The 19,232-nt window shown below is 54.8% G+C and carries 21 protein-coding genes and 2 tRNA genes; 4 read left to right on the top strand and 19 right to left on the bottom strand.

The genetic code is table 11. The annotated features are described in order from the left end of the window. Position 1: 1 nt before the first annotated feature. The 14 genes from AC3WOK_RS14655 to AC3WOK_RS14590 all read right to left on the bottom strand — a co-directional run bounded on the left by AC3WOK_RS14655 (position 2) and on the right by AC3WOK_RS14590 (position 12,401). Positions 2–2,293, bottom strand: a complete 2,292-nt coding sequence (locus tag AC3WOK_RS14655) for a fimbria/pilus outer membrane usher protein (RefSeq protein ID WP_492354718.1) — start codon at positions 2,291–2,293, stop codon at positions 2–4. Continuing rightward, positions 2,214–2,999: a fimbrial biogenesis chaperone gene (locus AC3WOK_RS14650; RefSeq protein ID WP_063429562.1), complete on the bottom strand. Its 786-nt coding sequence runs from the start codon at positions 2,997–2,999 to the stop codon at positions 2,214–2,216. Before AC3WOK_RS14650 ends, AC3WOK_RS14655 begins: the two co-directional genes overlap by 80 nt. 2 nt (positions 3,000–3,001) lie before the next feature. Continuing rightward, positions 3,002–3,499, bottom strand: a complete 498-nt coding sequence (locus AC3WOK_RS14645) for a Csu type fimbrial protein (protein WP_023334404.1) — start codon at positions 3,497–3,499, stop codon at positions 3,002–3,004. A gap of 32 nt (positions 3,500–3,531) precedes the next feature. After that, positions 3,532–4,086: a helix-turn-helix transcriptional regulator gene (locus AC3WOK_RS14640; RefSeq protein WP_492354717.1), complete on the bottom strand. Its 555-nt coding sequence runs from the start codon at positions 4,084–4,086 to the stop codon at positions 3,532–3,534. Then, a complete protein-coding gene (locus AC3WOK_RS14635) occupies positions 4,071–4,709 on the bottom strand; it encodes an EAL domain-containing protein (protein ID WP_447856624.1) in 639 nt (212 codons plus the stop codon). The genes AC3WOK_RS14640 and AC3WOK_RS14635 overlap by 16 nt, the downstream gene beginning before the upstream one ends. 179 nt (positions 4,710–4,888) lie before the next feature. Beyond that, positions 4,889–7,180 carry a phosphatidylglycerol--membrane-oligosaccharide glycerophosphotransferase gene (gene opgB / locus AC3WOK_RS14630; protein ID WP_492354716.1) on the bottom strand — a complete coding sequence of 764 codons (2,292 nt, stop codon included), beginning with the start codon at positions 7,178–7,180 and terminating at the stop codon, positions 4,889–4,891. A 270-nt stretch (positions 7,181–7,450) separates the two neighbouring features. Beyond that, positions 7,451–7,933: a YjjA family protein gene (locus AC3WOK_RS14625; protein WP_059312642.1), complete on the bottom strand. Its 483-nt coding sequence runs from the start codon at positions 7,931–7,933 to the stop codon at positions 7,451–7,453. An 84-nt stretch (positions 7,934–8,017) separates the two neighbouring features. Further along, positions 8,018–8,755, bottom strand: coding sequence for a replicative helicase loader DnaC (gene dnaC, locus AC3WOK_RS14620; protein WP_059312641.1), 738 nt, complete (start codon positions 8,753–8,755; stop codon positions 8,018–8,020). Continuing rightward, complete coding sequence (dnaT, locus tag AC3WOK_RS14615) at positions 8,752–9,297, bottom strand: primosomal protein DnaT (RefSeq protein ID WP_492354715.1); 546 nt, start codon at positions 9,295–9,297, stop codon at positions 8,752–8,754. Before dnaT ends, dnaC begins: the two co-directional genes overlap by 4 nt. 148 nt (positions 9,298–9,445) lie before the next feature. After that, positions 9,446–9,874 carry an organic hydroperoxide resistance protein gene (locus AC3WOK_RS14610; RefSeq protein WP_023310299.1) on the bottom strand — a complete coding sequence of 143 codons (429 nt, stop codon included), beginning with the start codon at positions 9,872–9,874 and terminating at the stop codon, positions 9,446–9,448. 83 nt (positions 9,875–9,957) lie between these two features. Continuing rightward, entirely contained in the window at positions 9,958–10,410 is a 453-nt protein-coding gene (locus AC3WOK_RS14605) for a MarR family winged helix-turn-helix transcriptional regulator (protein WP_059312714.1), read from the bottom strand. 41 nt (positions 10,411–10,451) lie between these two features. Further along, positions 10,452–11,093, bottom strand: a complete 642-nt coding sequence (locus AC3WOK_RS14600; protein WP_492354714.1) for a TetR/AcrR family transcriptional regulator — start codon at positions 11,091–11,093, stop codon at positions 10,452–10,454. A gap of 67 nt (positions 11,094–11,160) precedes the next feature. Next, on the bottom strand, positions 11,161–11,634 hold the full coding sequence (locus tag AC3WOK_RS14595) for a threonine/serine exporter (protein ID WP_014168507.1): 474 nt from the start codon (positions 11,632–11,634) through the stop codon (positions 11,161–11,163). Continuing rightward, positions 11,625–12,401: a threonine/serine exporter family protein gene (locus AC3WOK_RS14590; protein WP_492354713.1), complete on the bottom strand. Its 777-nt coding sequence runs from the start codon at positions 12,399–12,401 to the stop codon at positions 11,625–11,627. The genes AC3WOK_RS14595 and AC3WOK_RS14590 overlap by 10 nt, the downstream gene beginning before the upstream one ends. A gap of 413 nt (positions 12,402–12,814) precedes the next feature. Between AC3WOK_RS14590 and AC3WOK_RS14585 the strand changes: the two genes are divergently transcribed. Beyond that, positions 12,815–13,552: a helix-turn-helix transcriptional regulator gene (locus AC3WOK_RS14585; protein ID WP_063429570.1), complete on the top strand. Its 738-nt coding sequence runs from the start codon at positions 12,815–12,817 to the stop codon at positions 13,550–13,552. Further along, positions 13,549–14,184: a DNA-binding transcriptional activator BglJ gene (gene bglJ / locus AC3WOK_RS14580; protein WP_492354790.1), complete on the top strand. Its 636-nt coding sequence runs from the start codon at positions 13,549–13,551 to the stop codon at positions 14,182–14,184. The genes AC3WOK_RS14585 and bglJ overlap by 4 nt, the downstream gene beginning before the upstream one ends. A gap of 38 nt (positions 14,185–14,222) precedes the next feature. Here the strand turns inward: bglJ and AC3WOK_RS14575 are convergent, their stop codons facing one another. Beyond that, positions 14,223–14,681: a YbaK/EbsC family protein gene (locus AC3WOK_RS14575; protein ID WP_008502085.1), complete on the bottom strand. Its 459-nt coding sequence runs from the start codon at positions 14,679–14,681 to the stop codon at positions 14,223–14,225. A 328-nt stretch (positions 14,682–15,009) separates the two neighbouring features. On the opposite strand from AC3WOK_RS14575, the gene AC3WOK_RS14570 reads away from it, so the two are divergent. Next, entirely contained in the window at positions 15,010–16,356 is a 1,347-nt protein-coding gene (locus tag AC3WOK_RS14570; protein WP_059312635.1) for a PTS sugar transporter subunit IIC, read from the top strand. 95 nt (positions 16,357–16,451) lie between these two features. On the opposite strand, the gene fhuF is transcribed toward AC3WOK_RS14570, so the two are convergent. Further along, positions 16,452–17,240 (bottom strand): siderophore-iron reductase FhuF, encoded by a 789-nt coding sequence (fhuF, locus tag AC3WOK_RS14565; protein WP_063429574.1) that lies wholly within the window; start codon positions 17,238–17,240, stop codon positions 16,452–16,454. Between the two features lie 94 nt (positions 17,241–17,334). Continuing rightward, positions 17,335–18,399, bottom strand: coding sequence for a GGDEF domain-containing protein (locus tag AC3WOK_RS14560; protein ID WP_492354712.1), 1,065 nt, complete (start codon positions 18,397–18,399; stop codon positions 17,335–17,337). 215 nt (positions 18,400–18,614) lie between these two features. Between AC3WOK_RS14560 and AC3WOK_RS14555 the strand changes: the two genes are divergently transcribed. After that, the gene (locus tag AC3WOK_RS14555) at positions 18,615–18,884 is read left to right on the top strand and encodes a DUF1435 domain-containing protein (RefSeq protein ID WP_047346281.1); all 270 of its coding nucleotides are present in this window, start codon (positions 18,615–18,617) and stop codon (positions 18,882–18,884) included. A 38-nt stretch (positions 18,885–18,922) separates the two neighbouring features. Here AC3WOK_RS14555 and AC3WOK_RS14550 read toward each other — a convergent pair. Together AC3WOK_RS14550 and AC3WOK_RS14545 are read right to left on the bottom strand one after the other, a co-directional pair. Further along, a tRNA-Leu gene (locus tag AC3WOK_RS14550) sits at positions 18,923–19,008 on the bottom strand. 32 nt (positions 19,009–19,040) lie between these two features. Beyond that, a tRNA-Leu gene (locus tag AC3WOK_RS14545) sits at positions 19,041–19,127 on the bottom strand. Positions 19,128–19,232 lie beyond the last annotated feature (105 nt).

The following is a 19,232-nucleotide window of genomic DNA, read 5'->3' as shown; positions in this document are numbered from 1 at the left end:
CTTAATGGCACTGTTGTTCTCCAATATTTAGTACGGATGATGCCTTCCGGGGCGCCGGAAGCGTCACCCGACATTCTCCCTGACCGGTTTTCACCACCAGTTCACCCGGCAGGGGCGGGTCTTCAAGCCAGATAAACCCGTCGCGCCCCACGATGGTGGCGCCGTGAGGCGTTGACACGATGCTGCCCAGCGGAAGCGGCGTGCCGCGGCCGTCGATCAGCCTGGCCTGAACCGTCACAGCGTGATGGACGTTAAAATCGACTTTTACCGCGCTGCCGTTACCCGGTCTGGCATACATGTCGGTGACCGGGGCAATCACATCGGAAGGCAGATCCAGCGGATTGATGGTGACTTTGCTGTTGTGGTAGCGCGGCAGGTCGGTCAGCAGAAGATACCCCTCCTCGTCGGTTTCGCCTGCCGGGCGGTTTTCAAGCATCACCGGCACGTGCCCGATACCGCGCGTTGAGACCAGTGCCAGGCCCTGCTCGCTGTAGCGCAGTGCGTGCAGGCTATTATCCAGCAGCGTCAGGCTGCCTTCGGCTGAGGCATACCGATTGCCCACGTTAGCGCCTTGCTCCAGCCCCACATGCCACTCTCCGGCGTGGCCCAGATAGCCCACGTCAGCATACTTTTCCCGGCGTTCACCAACGCTTTGCCCCAGCTGCCATGACCAGCCGCCGGTCTGGTCGTCCGGCTGATGGCGATAGTCCATGCGCGGCGAGTCCTGGCTGGCCTGAAGCGAGAGGGTGTCCTGGCGGCCCAGCGGGAGAGAGAGCATAAGCTGAACGTTGCTCGACGCGTCCGTAAACGAGCGGGTATAGCTCAGCGTGGCGGCGAGATGCGCCGGTAACAAAACGGACCAGGAGGCATTGAGGTAGCGTTGTTTGTTGCCCTGAATGTCTTGCTGAACCCAGCCCACGCCTGGCGTACCGACATGGGAGAAAGAATGGCTCAGCCACACGCTATCGCTGCGCCTGACGGGCACGGCACCGCTCATGCGGGCATTATCGGCGAAGGCGGCATCGGTACGCACGGTGCTGGCGGAAATGCCCGTCCCGCCGCCGTTCCACTGCCAGCCAAGGCCCCACTGCATCCCCTGGCCGTAGGGGCTGTCGCTCGCCGCGACGTGCTGGCTGACAATGCCTGCACCGGGGGATATCAACCAGTCGACGCCCGTCGCGAGATTGCGCAGCTTGCGCTGCTGCTCCGTATGCAGCGCCATCGTCAGGTGGTTATTGACCCCATAGCGCCAGCCGGCGTCGAGCATCGGCGACGCGGCATAGTCGTCGGAACGCTGGGCGTAGTTTTGCCGCATCCAGCCGATATCCAGCGAGCCGCTGCTGAGCCCTTCGGCCAGCATTCCCGGGGCGCCGTACACGTCGAGCTGTACGGTGCGACGCTGGCCGTTGATGTCGGTAATGACCACCTGCGCCTGCCCGCTTCCGGTGAAGGCCGGCAGAGTATCCAGCGTAAACGCCCCCGGCGTGACGCGCTGGCTGCTCTGCCTGAGCCCGTCTATGTAAAGATCGACCGTTGAAGGCAGGACCGCCGTGTCGCTGTAGCGGCTACGGGGTTCGGTATTGAGCTGCGGATCGAGTTCAAAATTACGCGCCCAGTGCAGGCCGCCAAAGCGAACCTGGCGACTCCAGCGCGTGCCCGTGGTGATGCTGTCTCCCAGCGCCAGGGTGGTCAGCGAATCGGTATTATCCCACTGCCAGCGGGTTTCAAGACGCGTATGGGTGGGCCGGGCGGCGCTGTTTTCCTCTCCGGCATGGCTTGAAAAGCTGCTGCTGAGCGTCCCGGGCAGCACTCCGGACGCGGTCAGCTCGGTCTGGGCATTCAGCTGGCGTTTACCCTGCGCATCGCTGGCGTAGAGGGCGTAGCCGAGCGTAAACGCGCTGATGGGCTGGGCCTCAGGATAGGCGTACTGCGGGGGCGATTTTTCGAGCGTCAGATGCTGCTGTCCCTCGAGCGCGTTTGCCTCGGCCGTAATCGACACCTGCTGGGCAAGCAGGTCGATATCAACCTTCAGGCCCGGCAGGGACGTCAGTTCTACCCAGCCGCCGTGGCCATCTGGGGCGCGGAGCCCCAGTTTTTTGATGTCGCTGCTGCTAATCCACAGCGCATCTTCCACCACCCGGCAGGCCCACAGATCCCCACGCGGGGCGTGATTCACGGTGATGGCCAGCCATTGTACGGTGTCGGCGGGTCCTTCAGTGCGGGCTGACAGCATCAGCGGTAGCCAAAGCAGGAGCGCGAGTAGCGAGCGGGCGCAGGGGTATCTGGCTGGCATGGTGGTCATCGTTGAGGTAGACGCGTAACGCGCTGAGCGTATGGCGTGACGCTTGCTTAAGTTTCACAAGAGCGGTCTGTCCCGGCAGTACATAGCCCGCCAGTCCTTTCACCGATCCCGCAACCTGCCCACTGGCCGTCAGGGCCTCAAGATGGCTCAGGCGAATATGGCTGTTTCCGGCGTTATAGCAGCGGATCGTCGCCGGGCTGTCCGCCTGTTCACAGCTCAGGGCATCGTGGCCGACGGGGATATTCTGGGTACCGGCAATGAATACCGGAATCGAATAGCGCAGCAGGAAGTGCACGCCGTTGGGATTGGCCGCGCGGGAAAGGGTATCCGGCAGCTCATCGATGACCAGCCGGTAGCTTTGCTCCCGGTCATCGATGCCCGGCTGCATGACGATGATACGTACCAGCTGCTGCTGACCCGGCGCCAGCGCGGTCATCGCCGGGCTGCTGACGACCTCATCGGTGGCGGCTAAGACATCCTGACCGTTTTTCTGGGTCCATTCGTATACCCGTATCTGCGCGTGAATGGCCGCTTTTCCACTGTTGGTGAGGGTGACCGCTGTCGCTCTTTGGCCGCTTTGCAGATCGAGCGTGACGGGCGCCACCTGCAGCGTGGCGGCCAGCGCGTAGCGCGACAGCAGCGACAGCAGCGCCAGCATCGTGAGCCACAGAATGAGGCAGGGAAGATAACGACGCACGATCAGTACACCAGGTTTAAGGTGATGTCGTCGCTGTAGGCCCCTGCCTGTGCGGTCGTCAGGGCGCCTGCGTCAATCACGCCATAGAGCGTCTCTTTCTGCTCCTGACCGTTGCCGGTGTCGGTTAGCCCATCGGTGCTGGTGATTTGCGTCTGTTTGCCCTCGTCAGCAAAGAGTTTCCAGGCAATCTTCTGTGCGCCCGTTTCGCCGTTTTCCGGCTTCAGCCAGAAGGTGCCGTTCTCGCTGCTGTCGTTGCTGGTGGCGGAAAGAGTGAACGGGGTACCGTTGGTACAGACGATATCAACCTGCGTGCTGGCCTGAATTTCGCTTGATTCATCCGAGCCGTGGCGCGCGAAATTGAGGTCGTTGGCTTTGAGGGTGCATGACTTCACGACCTCAAGTGAGACGTGCATCGTCGCGCTTGCGGTACTGTCCGCGGCGATAGCGGCGGCAGGAAGCAGGAGAGCGGAACAACATACAGCAGTGGTGATAATTTTCATGATCTTATTTCCTGACGTGAGTAACAGTGCAATTACAAAGAGAATGACTGAGCGTCCAGCAGGCAGAGTTTTCGATGGAATTCCGCCAGGCTGTGACAGCAAAATTTGTTCATCGCGTTACGCTTGTGGGTGTAGATCGTTTTAGGTGACTTATTGAGAATTTTTGCGATACGAACCGGGCTGAATCCTTTATGTAAGAGCATGCAAACCCGCATCTCCTGATACGAGAGCGTGGCGGCGTTTTCGAAGGAAAATGTCGTGTCGCTAAAGCAGCGGCTCAGCTGCGCAAGAGACAGGTTGTCCGCGACCACTCTGACCCGCTCACTGCGCAGCCAGGCGTTTATGTCGCTGACCCAGGCAGCATCCGTAAAAATCAGCCAGTTCTGTGCGGCGGGCGTGTCGAGCAGCCGTTCCTGCAGGCGGGTAAGCCCGTGCGGATCAACGCTGTTGATCCAATACATTTCAGGACGGGGCGTCACGGCCGCCGAAATCATCGAATGGAGGCCAAGCCATAAAAAAGCATTGTCGCTCAGAACGATGACCTGATAGCCAGCATTAGGAATGAAGGGCGTCATTTTTTGCCCCACAGATAGCCCTGGCCGTAGTCGGCCACGCTGGCGCGGGCCAGCGCGAAATCCCCCGCGGTTTCAATGCCTTCTATCAGCACCTTGCTGGCGACGCGCTTGCACTGGCGGGTGAGGTGCAGGAACTTCGCCTGCTCGGTGCGCCCGCTCCAGAAGGTATGTTTGTCAATTTTGACGCCGCAGAAGCGGATTTGGCTGGTCAGAAGGTCGGGAAGAATATCTTCGCAGACATCGTCAGCCCACACTTCGATCCCCCACTTATGGAGCGTCGCGATACATATCCGCAGAGCCCGGCTTTGCGCGTCGTCGAGCTGTACCAGCGTATCGAGGTCGGTGACCTCGATAGCAAGCCTCTCCGGGCAGGGGGTCTCTTCTTTTAGCCTGTCGAGGAAGTCCGTTTCCAGCAGCAAATCCGATGTTGCGTTGAGATAATACTTTTCTCTCTCCTCGCAAAACATGGCATGACGAAGCTGCGCAAAGAAGTGCGTCTTACGCTGCGTCGGGGACATCGAGCCAAAGTAGTCTTCGAGATCGACGTGGGGCTTTGCCGTGGACAGTACCTCCCAGGCAATCACATTTTCGCTGCGCAGTGCCCGGATGGATTCGAACTTATAGCCGGTTAGCATGATAAAAGTGCGTAATGCTCCGTGGTGATTCATGGAGCTGCACATGTTATGGATTTGTCTTTTTGCGGGATATTTATAAATTAAACTGGCTTATATAAAGCGTTTTTATCTAATTTATAATGGTTATATAGAATTATTTATTTTCAAAAGTGCCCGGCGGAATGCCGGGCACGCGCGCGTTAGCCCTGTGTACCGACGATTTTGATTTCTACCATGCCAATCCCGATCTCGCGCGGTGAATGCCCCAGGATATTCCCCTCATTGGTCGACTGCGGGTCTGGCGGCACAATCACCAGCGTATTGCTGCGCGATGGGTTGTCAAAATGCAGCGTGTGCGTGGTCACGTCGTTTCCAAGCGTCAGGGTTTGCTCCCGATCGCCTACGCGGACCGGCACGGGCTTGTTGGCGTTGGGCCCGTACGCTCTGGCCGTGATCACCAGATCAAATTGTTCAGGCAGGGGATGGGCGTACTCAATTTTCACCTCGTTGCCCAGCTGCGCGTTGGACCAGCGTCCCCAGGACTCCGGACGCGAGATGCCGCTAAACTGCTTCACCTCTTCCGGCGCGCCGGCCACGTTAAAGATAAAGCTGTCCGCCTTGTAGCGAATATCGTTATCGACGATTTTCAGCATGTCGACGTTGTGCTGATAGCGCGCGGTATCGATAACCGTATCTTTAAACGCGGTTTTGCCTTTCCACTGGGCTTTGTCCACGTGCTGCACGGTTTGCTCCCCGCCAAGCTGGCCTTGAGAGACGCACCAGTCGGTAGAGAGCGCAAGCGGCTGCGACCAGAGCTGGCCCATTTTGTAGCACCTGTCCACCCAGACGAAGTTATCGCGGGGGGCAAAATCGGCCAGCTGATAGCGCAGCGGCGCGGAATACTCGCTTTCCGGCAGCGGCTCGACGCGGCCCTCCGACACGCGCAACAGCAGCGGCAGACGGAAGTTGCTGCCCGAGAAGGCAATGGTGTTTTTATCCCGATCGATGGTGAAGTCTTTCATCTCTTTCGGGAAATTCCACAGGCGAATGATGTCGGGTTTCCAGGCGAGGATTTTATCCTTCATGTTGAGGAACACTTCCGACAGGGATTGCCCCGACAGCGTGCTGCGGCCAAGGCCAATAAAGTTGTCGCCGCCCAGAATGTCCAGCACGGTTGCGCCGTTATCCATGGAGTTGCGTTTGGTGGCGATGACCTCCTGCTGCGGCTGGTCGCCGCGCAGCACGAAGAACAGGTTGCTGCGATCCTGCTTGTTAAGCTGGTCCCAGGCGCTGTTTTTCATCGCCAGATGGTCAGACGAGACGACGATGACGGTGTTTTTAAACCAGGGCGAGGCTTTGATTTTCTTGACCAGCGCGGCGATGTGCTCCTGGCTGCAGGTCACGGCGCTGAAGGATTTGTTGTTTTTGCCGTCCACATCATAGCTTTTGCGTATGCAGCTGCGCGAGACGAACCCGTCCGGATGGTGGGTGTCCACCGTCAGCGCAAAGAGCGAGAAGCGTTTGCCGGTGCGGGAGAGCTCCTCGAATTTCTTCCAGGTTTCGTCCAGCACCGTATCGTCATAGAAGCCCCAGTCGTTGCGGTAGCTCGGATCGGCAACCGTCGTTTTTAACTCTTCTGAGCCATACAGGTGATCGAAGCCGTGGGATTTCAGGAACACGTCTTTTCCGGCGAAGCGCAGGTTTGCCCCCTGCATAAAATAGTTTTCGTAGCCGGAGTTTTTCAGGATATCGCCGAGGCAAATATTCTGTGGGAAGAACGTCGACATCGAGGCTGAGGCGTTACCTTCAAAAGGCGCGAACAGCGGGATGCCGCACTGGGAGGCAACCATCCCGGCGATGGTGTAATCCGTGCCCGGCAGCTGCATGGTGTGGCTGAAATCGAGGCCTTCGTTTTTCAGTGTGCCCAGGTCTGGCGTCAGGTTTGGAAACGCGTCGTTATCAAAGTACGTGCGCTCCAGGCTTTCACCGTAGATATAGACCAGATTGAGCTTCGGGTTGGCGATCGTTTTCGACGGCTCTTTGTAGTAGGCCGCGAAATCCGGATCGCCGTCGCGGGACTGGGATTTCACCAGTTCGGTGATCTGATGGAACGCCGGGCTGGCGTCGACGGAGGCCAGCGCCAGGAATAGCGCCAGCAGGCTGTAGCCATGATGGTGCGGATGATGGCGACGTCGACGCAGCACCCAGGCCAGCGCGCCAAAAATCGTCACCAGCGCGATGACGAGCCCCAGCCCCGGAAGTATGTACTTACCCACACCCGCGCCCGTCAGGCTGTTCGTCAGGGTGTAGAGCACGGCATCGTTAATGCCTTCGCCGGTAAAGTAATCGCTGGCGTACAGGGTAATGTTTAAAATAATAAAAATGCCGAGCACCACCAGCGTGGCGATAAACCACCAGGTGTTGCGGCCGGCTTTGCAGGCATAGACGCCGACGGAAGCCAGAAAAAGGATAAGGGACATTAGTTCTGACAACAGCATATCCTCATGACGCCAGGTGCTTCGCTGGCTAACTGTTTATTTTTTGGGTCATACACTGTAATTGCGATGCCGTTAAGCTGCAATTTTAGTGTCACGAAAGTGTGCTGTTGTTAGGATTTGGTTTAGAAAATCGTTTTTATGAAGAAGGTCGCATCCTGACAAACGGACGCTGAGACGGTGGCAGGTGGGAAAAACGCTCATTTAACGCCGCGGTGCAAGACTATCGCATTAAACGCGGCGTGTTGTGGCAGAAAATGGGGCACATCAGGAGAGGAAATTAACGCCTTGTTTCAGCACCAGATCGCAGGCTTTGGTTTTCACCTGTTTCGCCAGAGAAGAGTTGCCGAGGGTGCTCAGGTTAAGCTGCTGGCCGTTCTGCGCGTTAAGCAGACCCTGAATACCGTCCATATAGTTGGTATCCGCTTTCTGCTCCTGGGTATCCAGACCCAGTTTACCCAGCACCTGGTTTTTCACGTTTTGCGCGTCGGTTACGGAAGCCAGTTTTTGCTTCGCGCAATATTCCAGAATTCCCGCCGCGTTGTTCATCGTGCCCGCGCTCAGGCTCTGGCTGCTGTTGCCCAGCAGGCTGGTGAGGGAAGAGGCGGAAAGCCCGCCCTGAGAGCTGCTGCTCTCTTTGCTCAGCTCGTTTGCCGCGCTTGAGAGGGACTCCTGCCAGGATGCCGCTTGCGCTGCGCCGGTAACCAGCAGGGCGCCTAAAAAGGTGCTGATAACAATCTGTTTTTTCATAATGGCTTTCTCAAAAAGGTCCGTTTTGGGCCGGAAAGGGTTCCAGTATATACCTCTACCCGGCCGGCGATTCCTGGAACTGTCTTAATACTCTTTGCCGGTGACGCGGCTGCGGTAACTTTCCCAGTCGAAAATGACGTACAGGCTGTTACCCAGCTTCATGCGGTCCATGACGCGTTCCCCCAGCAGGCGAGTCATCTCGTCGATATTGTGGTTCGTCAGCATGCCGGTAGGGCGTTTGGACGAGGAGCGGCGATCGACAATCTGGTTTATGATCACCTTTTCATAGCGGGATTCCGTCTGAACGCCAATCTCATCGATGACCAGCAGATCTACATTACTCAGATCGTTAAGCAGCTGCTCTTCGCTGGTTTCGCGGTTGCTGAAGGTGTCTTTCATCGCGGACATGATATCGGCCACGGTGATGATGAGGACCGATTTCCCGCGCAGAAGCAGTTCGTTGCAGATAGCGGCGGCGAGGTGGTTTTTACCGGTGCCCGGCTTGCCGCTAAAGATGAAGCTGGCGATGTTGCCGTCGAATTCATCAACGTACTGGCGTGCGGCGGCGAGCGCGTGCATCTGCCCGTTGGTCTCAATTTTGTAGTTATCAAACGAGCAGTTCTGGTGCAGGGGGCGAATACCGGAACGGTTAAAGGTGCGCTGCATTTTCATAGCCCGATTTTCGCGGGCGAGCGCGGCGGCGCGGATCTCTCCTTGCTCTTTTTGCCACGCCAGCAGCTCTTCCCCCGTCGTGAAAGCGGGCTTCACGTTGGCAGGCATCATTTTTTGCAGTCGTTTCATCAGGTCGCCGACGTTCTTCATTTCGCACCTCGGAATCCACTGGGGATCTGTTTATCCGGTTCGGAAAACGCGTTGATATCGCGTTTTGGCTGCCCATTGTTGCCTGCGCGGGTGATTTGAAGATGACGCGCGAGCTTTTGCTGCCACTGAATGTGGGTGAAGACTTTCCCTTCCGCCTGCCACCAGGCGGTGAACGCGGCGAGCTCTTCCGCGGTGGCCGGCTGGGTGAGCGCAATGCCCCACAGCGCGGCTTGACGCTGGAAATCGGCGTCCGGCTGCCAGCCCGCGTACAGGGCAAATTTTCCCATCGGCACGGTCACCGGGACGTTAACCTGTTCATCAAAGAACTGGTTGTCCAGCGTGATATCGCTCGCCGGGCGCGACAGCTGCGCTTCTATCTCCAGAAGCTGTGCCAGACGTTCCGGTGTGATTGCGTAAAACGCCGGAGCGTTGTCGGCAAAAACCGCAACCGTGCCACCGTCGGCGTGGGTCAACACACCGCGCGGGTCGCGCATAAAGGCATCAATACCAGCAATGCTGGTGGTCAGAATTCTGGAGGACATAACGCTTACTCTACTGATAACGACGGGCGTGATATGGGCTTATGGTAGCACAGAGAGGGTGAGGGAATAGAGGGGATTTCCCCGGTGGCGCTGCGCTGACCGGGGCTACAGTCGTAGGTCTGATAAGCGCAGCGCCATCAGGCAGTTATCACGCGATGATATTCAGGGTCACGTCGATGTTGCCGCGGGTCGCGTTAGAATACGGGCAAACGATGTGTGCGGCATCCACCAGCTTTTTGGCTTCCGCAGGATCCATACCTTCAACGTGAATATTCAGCTTTGCTTCAATACCAAAGCCGGTTGGCAGCGGGCCAATACCCACTTCGCCTTCAATAAAGGCGTCTTTTGGCAGGGTAAACTTGTCGCGTGCGGCCACGAACTTCATCGCGCCCAGGAAGCAGGCAGAGTAGCCCGCCGCAAACAGCTGCTCAGGGTTAGTCACTTCTCCGCCCATGCCGCCCATCTCTTTTGGCACGCCCAGTTTTACATCCAGTACGCCATCGGAAGAGGTCGCGCGGCCGTCACGGCCACCGGTTGCTTTTGCTTTGGCGGTATAAACAACTTTTTCTAAAGACATGGCAGGTTCCTCATTTTCATTAACGTGTGCTATTAAATAGCGTGCGATATATATGGCTAAATAAAGATGCGTAAAGTATAGCCTTACGCGTGCTGAATATGTTGTCGCAAAAGCTCCAGCTGCTGCTTAAGCGCGAGCAGCGTGTCGGTATCACACTGCGCTGCGCATCCTACCGCATGGGGGATACCCGCTGCCTGCTGCTGAAGTTCACGTCCCGCTTCACTCAGGGTGACGGCGACCTGACGTTCATCCTTGCGCGAGCGCTGACGATTTATCAGTCCGGCGCTTTCCAGACGTTTCAGCAGCGGCGTCAGGGTTGCAGAGTCCAGAAACAGCCGCTCACCGATGTCCGACACCGTGACGTCATCCTGCTCCCACAGCACCAGCATCACCAGGTATTGCGGGTAGGTCAGGTTCAGCGGTGCCAGCAGCTGCCGGTACAGCTTATTAAGCGCCAGATTTGCCGAATAGAGGGCAAAGCAGAGCTGGTTATCCAGCTTAAGCGCAGCGTTTAGGTCGTGTGTTTTCGCGTTCATGAGATGAATATAGGTAGTGTGCGATTTAATTGCAAGCAATTTTATGGGCAGGTATAACGCAGAGCCACTTTAACGGCCATTTTACGATAGTGCTGGCGCTGGGCCTGCTCGTCTGCACCGTCTTCAAACAGCAGCGTAAAGGTATAGCTGTTGGCTACGTAGTGAAAGCTGAAGCTGCTTATCAGGCGATGAAGATCGCGGGCGTCAACCGTCTGGCTGAACAGCTGTTTTTCTTTACCCCGACGCAGGATCTCTTCCAGCAGGTCGAGCGCGCTACGGTTGACCTGACGGAGATAGCTCGACTGCTGCATAAAGCGGCCGCGCTGCATGTTTTCCATGCAGATAATGCGGATGTAATCCGGGTGGTCGGCATGATAGTCAAAGGTGGCTTCAACCAGACTGACCAGCGCTTCGACGGGCGGCATTCCCGACAGGCTGAGCGCTTTTTCACTGGCGCGAATTTGGGTGTAAACATGTTCCAGAACGAGGAGATAGAGATTCTCTTTATTCTTAAAATGGTAAACCACCATGCGTTTGGTGGTGCCTGCTTTCTCCGCGATCTGCTCCATGCGGGCACCGTTTAATCCATATTCGGCAAAAAGCGCGATAGCGCTCTGAAAAATTTTCTCTTTCAGGCTGGATTCTTCACTGTGCTCGGGGTGTTCGCTGCCGGGGTTAGCCACATCCTTTCCTTATTTTCACCAAACGGTCCAGAAAGATTATCTCCATGGCAGCGAAATAACACAAATATCAAACGCGTGGGCGCTTACGGTACAGCCACAGCCCGGGGATCGACAGTCCGATGGAGAGCGCGCCGACAATGGACGAGGCCTTAAGAAAGTTGCTCAGAAGGAGGATCATCTGAGGCTCGGTGTAGCCAAAATGGCTGATTTTCACCGCGGATATCATCGCCGTATAGGCCGATATGCCGGGGAACATCGGGATCACCGCGGCGACGGTAAACACTTTGGGGTGCGCCAGATACCAGCGCGACCACTGGATGCCGATACTGCCGACCAGCATAGAAGCCATAAATGTCGACCATTCGATGTTAAAACCCGCTGTCATCATGACCATTCGCGAGCCATGGCCTATCGCGCCCAGTAGCGCACACCACGGCAGCGCGCGTTGCGGAACGTTAAACACCATCGCAAAGCCGACGGCAGGAATGGCGGCCAGAAGCATGTCCTGCGCCAGCGCCAGCAGAAAATCTATCATGCCCATCCGCGTAACCCCCATAGCGTCATGGCCATGACCACGCCGATGCAGGTTGCCAGCGTGAGCAGGCTGGCGATGGCCCAGCGTGCCAGACCGGTATTGATGTGTCCTTTAAACATGTCGGCGACGGCGTTGATCAAGGGGAAGCCCGGGACCAGCAGCAGCACGCTGGCGGCCATGGCAATCGTCGGGGTGTTGGCAAACTGCGGCAGGCGCAGCAGCAGGCCGGAAACCGTGGTGGCGACAAACGCGGTGATGCAGAAGTTAATTTGCGGGTGCAGCTGCCGGTGTGTCAGCAGCTGGCGAACATACATGGCGATGCTGCTGGCGAAAAAGGTGACGATCGCACCGTCCCAGCCGCCTTTATTGAGCTTACAAAAGCAGGCACACGACAGCCCCACCATCAGCACGACAAGCCAGCGCGGATAACGTAATGGCTTAATTTGGTTGAACCGTTTTTCAATCTCATTGAGATTGAGAAGCTTATGTTCAGCAAGGATGACGATATGCTGCACTTCGGTCACGACGTGCATGTTAATGCCGCGGTCATGGTTTTTGCGGGTGGAGGTCAGGCACTGACCGTCTTTGATCGTAGTCAGCACAATGGCGTTGGATGAGATGGCGCTCTCAACGCTGTCCATACCCAGCGCCAGCCCCAGCCGGGTTGAAAGCTCCTCGACCAGCGCGCTCTCTGCGCCGTGCTGGAGCAGAAAAAGCCCGCACTTTATACATAGCCGCGTGATAGCACGCTGCGTTGACCGATCTGCCTGCATGTCTTGTCCTGAAGAAGAAGATGGAGAGTTGCCGCCTGGCCCATAACGATTACTTTTAGCACAAAGTGCAGTGTCTCTTGCTGTGGGTCAGATCAAGGTTTATGCAAACAGTTTCAGCCCCGTGTCGCGTTAGGGTATTGGGTTCATTTATTAATGTGGTGAATTGTTAATGCGGAAATATAGAATATTTGTATTTAGTTATTCTAATTTTATATTGTTATTATTTTAACGGCATCGGAATTAAGTTTATTTGCGCTTTATGAGATATTAACGCTGTTTTAGGTATTTCTTAAATTAAAAACATTTCTCATCTTCTGCTTGTATTAATCAGTTTTACACTCAGGGACGAAAACACTTATACATTGATGCGTTTTAACGTTACTCATCATATGAAAAATGGACACGGAGGGTCTATGTTGTCATTGCATGGTAAGCATGGCGTTGTCATTAGCCGGATACCCGTAATGCAAAACGGGTTGGGGGGCGTTATAGCACGCCATTTCCCCGATGTTGAATTGACCTATTGCCGCTCATTGCAGGAGTTAACCCTGCTTCAGTTACGCCGCGCAGACGTCATTATTGCCGATATTTCAGGTGAATACCGAAATCCTCGGGGCACGCTTGAAGAGTATTACGCTTTACTGAATCAATACCGGGAAACTCACTGGATCTTCTTAGTCTCGCGTCCGCTTTACCCTATTGCGGTTGAGTTGCTTATGCGGCCGGAAAGCACGTTGCTTTCAGATATGGAGCCGATTGAAGGCGTGGTCAAGGCTATCCGGGCCGGGCGCGAGCGGGCAGAGCGGATAAGCCAGACGCTGTTAACCCCGGAACCTCAGAGCGTGGAAGATGAAGATGAACCTTTTATCGCGCTCACACACTCCGAACGCAAGGTATTACGCCTGTTAGGCAAGGGATGGGGGATTAACCAAATCGCCACATTGCTCAAGAAGAGCAATAAAACGATAAGTGCGCAGAAAAACAGTGCGATGCGACGGCTGTCGTTACGGAGTAACGCCGATATGTACGCCTGGATCAACAGTACACAGGGAATGAGAGAGCTGAGTCTTATATCAGCCTATGGAGAGTTCGAGGAATGGAAAAAACCGATTCAACAAGGCATATCGCCATCATCGAAAATTGCACGATGAGTGCTGTTGGGTTACAGCATCTTTTTGCGATGTCCGCCCTGAGCCAGTATCAACTGCATCTGTTTAGTGAATTTGACAGCTTTAAGCGTACACTGCATCACGTTAATTTTTTCTCGCTGATCTATTCACTTGCCGATGCCCGAGAGGAGCGCCGTAACTGCCTGGCGCACCTGCGTGACCTTGCGTTTACGCATGGCCATATCCAGCGCATCATACTCGTCTCTGACGAGATGGAAGCGCGCCTCATCAGCCATCTTTCGCCGTCACGCCTGCACGGTGTGGTCAGCAAGTCAGTGACGCTTGAGCATCTTCAGAAGGAACTCATTGAGCTGCTGAGTGAAACGCTGCGCATTAATGACAATATGCTGAACCACTGGTACTGCAGTCAAAACAGAATGTTAAGCCCAACGGAACGCGCGATTCTGCGTTATATGTCCTGCGGATATTCCATTCCTGAAATCGCGGCACAGCTTGAACGCAATATTAAGACCATCCGGGCACATAAGTTTAATGCGATGGTGAAGCTGGGGGTAAATTCTGACGTAGGGTTGCTTGATGCGGCGGATATTCTTACGCATCTTCCGGCAAGAGATCCGCACAGTCTGGCACTCGGTAAGCCCACATTTTTATAACCTGCCTTTTACGCGCCAGATGCACTCTGGCGCTTCAATCAGATGCAAACATCCACCCATTTTGCGGAAGTCAGCTCTGCCATTCTGTCAGGTGAAATACGCACGGCACTGTGAATTGCGCCTGCGGCAGGCAGCACTTCAGCGTACTGCTTTAAAGAGATATCGCAGTAAACCGCGAGCGGGTTTTCTAGTCCGAACGGGCACACACCGCCAACGGGATGGCCGGTGATGGTCACCACTTCATCACTGCTGAGCATGCGCGCTTTCGCACCAAAGGTGTCTTTCAGCTTTTTGTTATCCAGACGCGCATCGCCTTTCGCCACCACCAGAATCACCTCATTTTTAACCTTCAGCGACAAGGTTTTGGCGATTTGTCCCGGCTCAACGCGATGGGCGGCAGCAGCCAACGCAACAGTAGCGGTACTCTGGCTAAGCTCGATAACGTCTATATCCGGCGCGTTGTCGGCAAAAAACTGCTGTACGGACTGCAAACTCATTGTTTCCTCCTGACAAATATCCTGCGTAATCTGTCATAAGAATTTATGCTCTGTAAATATCTCTTCGGTAACAAATATCCCGAACGGCTAATTTCTGGATCCCCTTCACAATCACAGAAACCGGTTACAGTAACCGGTTGCAGAGCGTGGTGCGTAGATTAATACTGAGTATGTAACGTCCCCTGTATCCAATAATAAGAGCCAATTATGAAACCATTTCGTCTGAGCAGTACCGCGGGTACACAAGCCAGCAAGGTTGTGAAGCTGATTTATGGAACAACGTGCGGCGCAAATGTGCCTGTAACAAACGTCTGACAGGAGATCTGCCATGTCTGCCAACCATGCTGCGTTTAACCTGATATTCCGTTTTGTTGAAAACTATGTCAGCCCGATTGCCGGGCGGATCTCTTCCCAGCGTCACGTCATGGCCATCCGCGATGGATTCATCTCCGCGATGCCGTTTATGATCGTGGGCTCATTTTTGTTGGTGTTCGCTTACCCTCCGTTTTCGCCTGATACCACCTGGGGTTTCGCACGCGCCTGGCTGGATATGGCGAAACAGTTTGAGGGCCAGATCCTGACGCCGTTTGATATGACGATGGGCATCATGTCCATTTATATTTGTGCGGCCATTGCCTATAACCTGGGTAAACACTACGTCAAATCGCATCAGCTGGATCCGTTTATGTGCGCCATGCTGTCGCTGATGGCGTTTCTGCTTGTCGCGGCACCGAAAACCAAAGGCACGCTTCCCGTCGACAGCCTGGGGGGGACGGGCATTTTTACTGCGATTCTGGTGGCAATTTACTGCGTTGAGATGATGCGTTTCCTCAAATCGCATAACATCGGTATTCGCCTGCCGGACCAGGTCCCGCCGATGATCAAAAACTCCTTTGATCTGCTGATCCCGGTGCTGGTGGTGGTATTGACGCTCTATCCGCTGAGCCTGGTGATTCAGTCGCAGTTTGGCATGCTGATCCCGCAGGCGATTATGTCGGTCTTTAAGCCCCTGGTTTCCGCGGCGGATTCACTGCCTGCGATTCTGCTGGCGGTGTTGATTGGTCATCTGCTGTGGTTCGCCGGGATCCACGGGGCGGCTATCGTCTCCGGGATGCTGCAGATGTTCTGGCTGACAAATCTGGGCGCTAACCAGACCGCGCTGGCCGCCAGCCAGCCTCTGCCGCATATCTTTATGGAAGCGTTCTGGACGTTCTTTATCGTGATTGGCGGGTCGGGCGCCACGATGGGGCTGGTGATTTGCTATCTGCGTAGCCGTTCAGCGCATTTACGTTCTATTGGGCGTTTGAGCGTGGTGCCCAGCTTCTTTAACATCAACGAACCTGTCATTTTCGGTACGCCGATTGTCATGAACCCGGTGTTCTTTATTCCCTTCCTGCTGGCTCCGATGGTTAACGCCGTGCTGGCCTGGGCGGCGATGACATTTGATCTGATTGGCCGCGTCATCTCCGTGGTACCCTGGACGGCACCGGCGCCGATAGGTGCCGCGTGGGCCCTGGGCTGGGATTTCCGCGCGGCCATCCTGGTTGTGGTGCTGGCCTGCGTATCGGCGATCATCTACTACCCGTTCTTCAAAGTGTACGAGAAGCAACTGCTGGAGCAGGAAGCGGAGGAAGCGCAGCGTAACGCGGAAGAGGAAAATCAACAGGTGGCCTAGGTAAAAGCAAAACGGCAACATAAGTTGCCGTTTATAGTGTTTTTTCCCTCTCCCTGTGGGAGAGGGGCAGGGTGAGGGCATCAGGCCGGTCCTGACTACTTCAGCGTGCAATCCCCGCACTGCTTAACGTCCGGCAGACGATAGCGCTGACAGCAGGTGCGACGTACCAGAAGCCCATCACGTAGTACGACGGTACGGAATAGCGGGTTGTCACGGCCATCGGAAAGCTGTTTTGCAAAGAAACAGGACTGACGCAGGGCGTCAACGTTCTCATCACCGAGAAGTGGCTTCATTTCCGTTAAATACCAGTGGATTAAATAGCCGGTATTGCTCCAGATAAGCTTCCCGTTAATTTCTCCCGTCGCTTCAAGCGCGTCCACAACCGGGATCAGGGCCTGAGTGATAAGCTGCTCCATTCGTTCCTGAGCGGTAAGATGCTCTGCGTTCTGGTCTTCGTGGAGATCGATCCAGAAACAGGCTGCACGCCCGGTTTCGTGAAACTCGACGTGGAAATTATCCGGCGAAAGTTCCAGCATGCTTTTTTGCGTTAACAGCGCCAGCATCAGGGGAGGCACCATCAGCCCGATATACCACTGTGCCCAGAGGGAGAGCAGGGGTTTATTTTCCCGCGTAAGGTCGGGCTGATTACGATAGATATGGTCGGAATAGGTGGCCAGCAGCGATTGCAGTTTTGACGGTTGACGCCACTCTGAGAGCGTCATGGCGTGGTGCGGGTGCGCTTCATCAAGCCGGATAAAGTCCAGCAGGTGGGCACGCGTTTCCGCAATCTTGTCCCGTATGGCATCCGCAAGCGAAACATTCCCGCTGGTGAGGGGCGCTCGCCAGAGGAGGGGTTCGACAATGTGTGCGGTATGCGTGGCCATAGTATAGATAGAAATCTAAATGATAATGATTGCCAATCCTAACTATTGCTCAAACCAATGGCAAGACTTTTTCCTGGCGACAGTGCCGTGATGTTTATGCCGTCTGCAGCTCTTCGCTCAACAGAATGTTATTGCGCCCCATATGCTTTGCTTCGTAGAGGGCTTTGTCCGCTTTTTCCAGCGCGCCCTCTGCGTCTTCATCCTCGAAAATGGCAATGCCTATGCTGATGGTGACATTTGTCGCGACGCTTTCGTTAAACAGATGCGGGATTTTTAAATCGTAGACTTTCTGACGGATCCGCTCTGCCGTCTGGCGGGCATGCTCAAGTGAAATATTTGTCAGCAGCACCATAAACTCTTCCCCGCCAAAGCGCGCCACGATATCGCGAGAACGCACGGCGTCGCGGATTGCCGCAGAGACGCGTTTCAATGCCTGGTCGCCCATCATATGGCCGTAATGGTCGTTATAGGCTTTGAAGTGGTCGATATCCATCAGCAGGACAAAGTGCTCGCCATTTTCTATCGCCGGCAGGTTCTCCAGACGGCTTTGCAGACCGCGGCGATTATAGAGCCCGGTTAGAGGGTCCATCATGCTGAGATCGGTAAGGGTTTCTCGTTCTTCCAGCAAGCGTGAAAGCAGCTCCTGAGCGAAACGATCGTTACGCCTTTGCAAAATGTTATGAATAGCGATTGCCACCACAGGAAGTGCGAAAGAATAGGACATTCTCAGCCATATATCGTGTTCGCTTAGCAACAGGCAGACAATAAAGGCGGGCAATGAGTGCAGGATAAATGCTTTGATATTACTGGCGAATGCCAGCGTTCCAATAAAAAGCACCGTTAATAGGGCAATTAACAAATACGTACCATGGTCGTGGGTAATTAAGGCGAACTTCGAGTCAATTTGCCAGGCCCACAAAATACCGAAGATCCCTGAAACAACAGGAATATTTATCTTCCGCGCTCTTTTTCTCCAGTGCCAGACGAACAGGCCGGTGCTGATGGCGAAAATAGCAATCAGCGGAGCTGATAACAGGCGTACAGAATTGAGCGGATTTGTTACCGAGAACACTGCCGAGGTTGCGTTCAGAAATAAAAATAAACGTAACGATAATTGATATTTGCTGTGGACCAAAGACCGCCAGGATTGTGATGTCATAGTCGTGCGTTTTTATTAAAATTTAATTAAAACAAATAAGTAGGTGTTGTTTCGCAATAAAATATGCAAAAAACTCAAAGAGTAATTATCAGAAAATCTTTAGACGCAGTTAACAGGTGGGCAATTTATCACCTTAGGCAATTCCTGTCATTACGGGAAAGGTAAAGGTCGACGGTTTTTGATTCATTCAGCTGACAAATGATAATGCCTGTCATATGATATTGGTTATCATTATCGTTGTGAGAGGCCGGATCATGTTGAACAGGACGCTGGGAAGTGGTTGGGGGGTATTGCTACCGGGAGCCATTCTCGGCGGTTTGATGTTTGCCGATCTCTCTCTTGAAATCTGGAAAGCCATCATTGTCTCAGGGCTGTTAGTTACCGCAGGCATGATCTGGCATAAGCAACTGCGCCACTTTGTTTTATTGCCGTCGTGTGTCGCACTGGTCAGTGGAATTCTGGTGATACTGATGAGTTTGAAATAACAGGGAAAGAAGATACATCAGAGGGGATGTAAGATAATTGGTGCGAGGGGGGGGACTCGAACCCCCACATCCTAAGGACACTAACACCTGAAGCTAGCGCGTCTACCAATTCCGCCACCTTCGCACAGTCATCTTACTGGTTTGATATTGCCTCGTTGGTGCGAGGGGGGGGACTCGAACCCCCACATCCGTAAGGACACTAACACCTGAAGCTAGCGCGTCTACCAATTCCGCCACCTTCGCCCAGTGCGAGCAATATCATCGTGATTTATGGTGCGAGGGGGGGGACTCGAACCCCCACATCCGTAAGGACACTAACACCTGAAGCTAGCGCGTCTACCAATTCCG

The sequence above is a fragment of the Enterobacter sp. FW301-JW81 genome, assembly GCF_058788735.1.
Note: the sequence above shows the minus strand (reverse complement) of the source record. Positions and strands in the feature narration are given on the sequence as shown.

What these genes read in the sequence shown, in the direction of transcription:
- AC3WOK_RS14655 (WP_492354718.1), bottom strand. Translation starts at nt 2,293, where the DNA reads ATGCCAGCCAGATACCCCTGCGCCCGCTCGCTACTCGCGCTCCTGCTT.
- AC3WOK_RS14645 (WP_023334404.1), bottom strand. Translation starts at nt 3,499, where the DNA reads ATGAAAATTATCACCACTGCTGTATGTTGTTCCGCTCTCCTGCTTCCT.
- AC3WOK_RS14635 (WP_447856624.1), bottom strand. Translation starts at nt 4,709, where the DNA reads ATGCTAACCGGCTATAAGTTCGAATCCATCCGGGCACTGCGCAGCGAA.
- AC3WOK_RS14625 (WP_059312642.1), bottom strand. Translation starts at nt 7,933, where the DNA reads ATGAAAAAACAGATTGTTATCAGCACCTTTTTAGGCGCCCTGCTGGTT.
- dnaC (WP_059312641.1), bottom strand. Translation starts at nt 8,755, where the DNA reads ATGAAGAACGTCGGCGACCTGATGAAACGACTGCAAAAAATGATGCCT.
- dnaT (WP_492354715.1), bottom strand. Translation starts at nt 9,297, where the DNA reads ATGTCCTCCAGAATTCTGACCACCAGCATTGCTGGTATTGATGCCTTT.
- AC3WOK_RS14610 (WP_023310299.1), bottom strand. Translation starts at nt 9,874, where the DNA reads ATGTCTTTAGAAAAAGTTGTTTATACCGCCAAAGCAAAAGCAACCGGT.
- AC3WOK_RS14605 (WP_059312714.1), bottom strand. Translation starts at nt 10,410, where the DNA reads ATGAACGCGAAAACACACGACCTAAACGCTGCGCTTAAGCTGGATAAC.
- AC3WOK_RS14595 (WP_014168507.1), bottom strand. Translation starts at nt 11,634, where the DNA reads ATGGGCATGATAGATTTTCTGCTGGCGCTGGCGCAGGACATGCTTCTG.
- AC3WOK_RS14590 (WP_492354713.1), bottom strand. Translation starts at nt 12,401, where the DNA reads ATGCAGGCAGATCGGTCAACGCAGCGTGCTATCACGCGGCTATGTATA.
- AC3WOK_RS14585 (WP_063429570.1), top strand. Translation starts at nt 12,815, where the DNA reads ATGTTGTCATTGCATGGTAAGCATGGCGTTGTCATTAGCCGGATACCC.
- bglJ (WP_492354790.1), top strand. Translation starts at nt 13,549, where the DNA reads ATGAGTGCTGTTGGGTTACAGCATCTTTTTGCGATGTCCGCCCTGAGC.
- AC3WOK_RS14575 (WP_008502085.1), bottom strand. Translation starts at nt 14,681, where the DNA reads ATGAGTTTGCAGTCCGTACAGCAGTTTTTTGCCGACAACGCGCCGGAT.
- AC3WOK_RS14570 (WP_059312635.1), top strand. Translation starts at nt 15,010, where the DNA reads ATGTCTGCCAACCATGCTGCGTTTAACCTGATATTCCGTTTTGTTGAA.
- fhuF (WP_063429574.1), bottom strand. Translation starts at nt 17,240, where the DNA reads ATGGCCACGCATACCGCACACATTGTCGAACCCCTCCTCTGGCGAGCG.
- AC3WOK_RS14560 (WP_492354712.1), bottom strand. Translation starts at nt 18,399, where the DNA reads ATGACATCACAATCCTGGCGGTCTTTGGTCCACAGCAAATATCAATTA.
- AC3WOK_RS14555 (WP_047346281.1), top strand. Translation starts at nt 18,615, where the DNA reads ATGATATTGGTTATCATTATCGTTGTGAGAGGCCGGATCATGTTGAAC.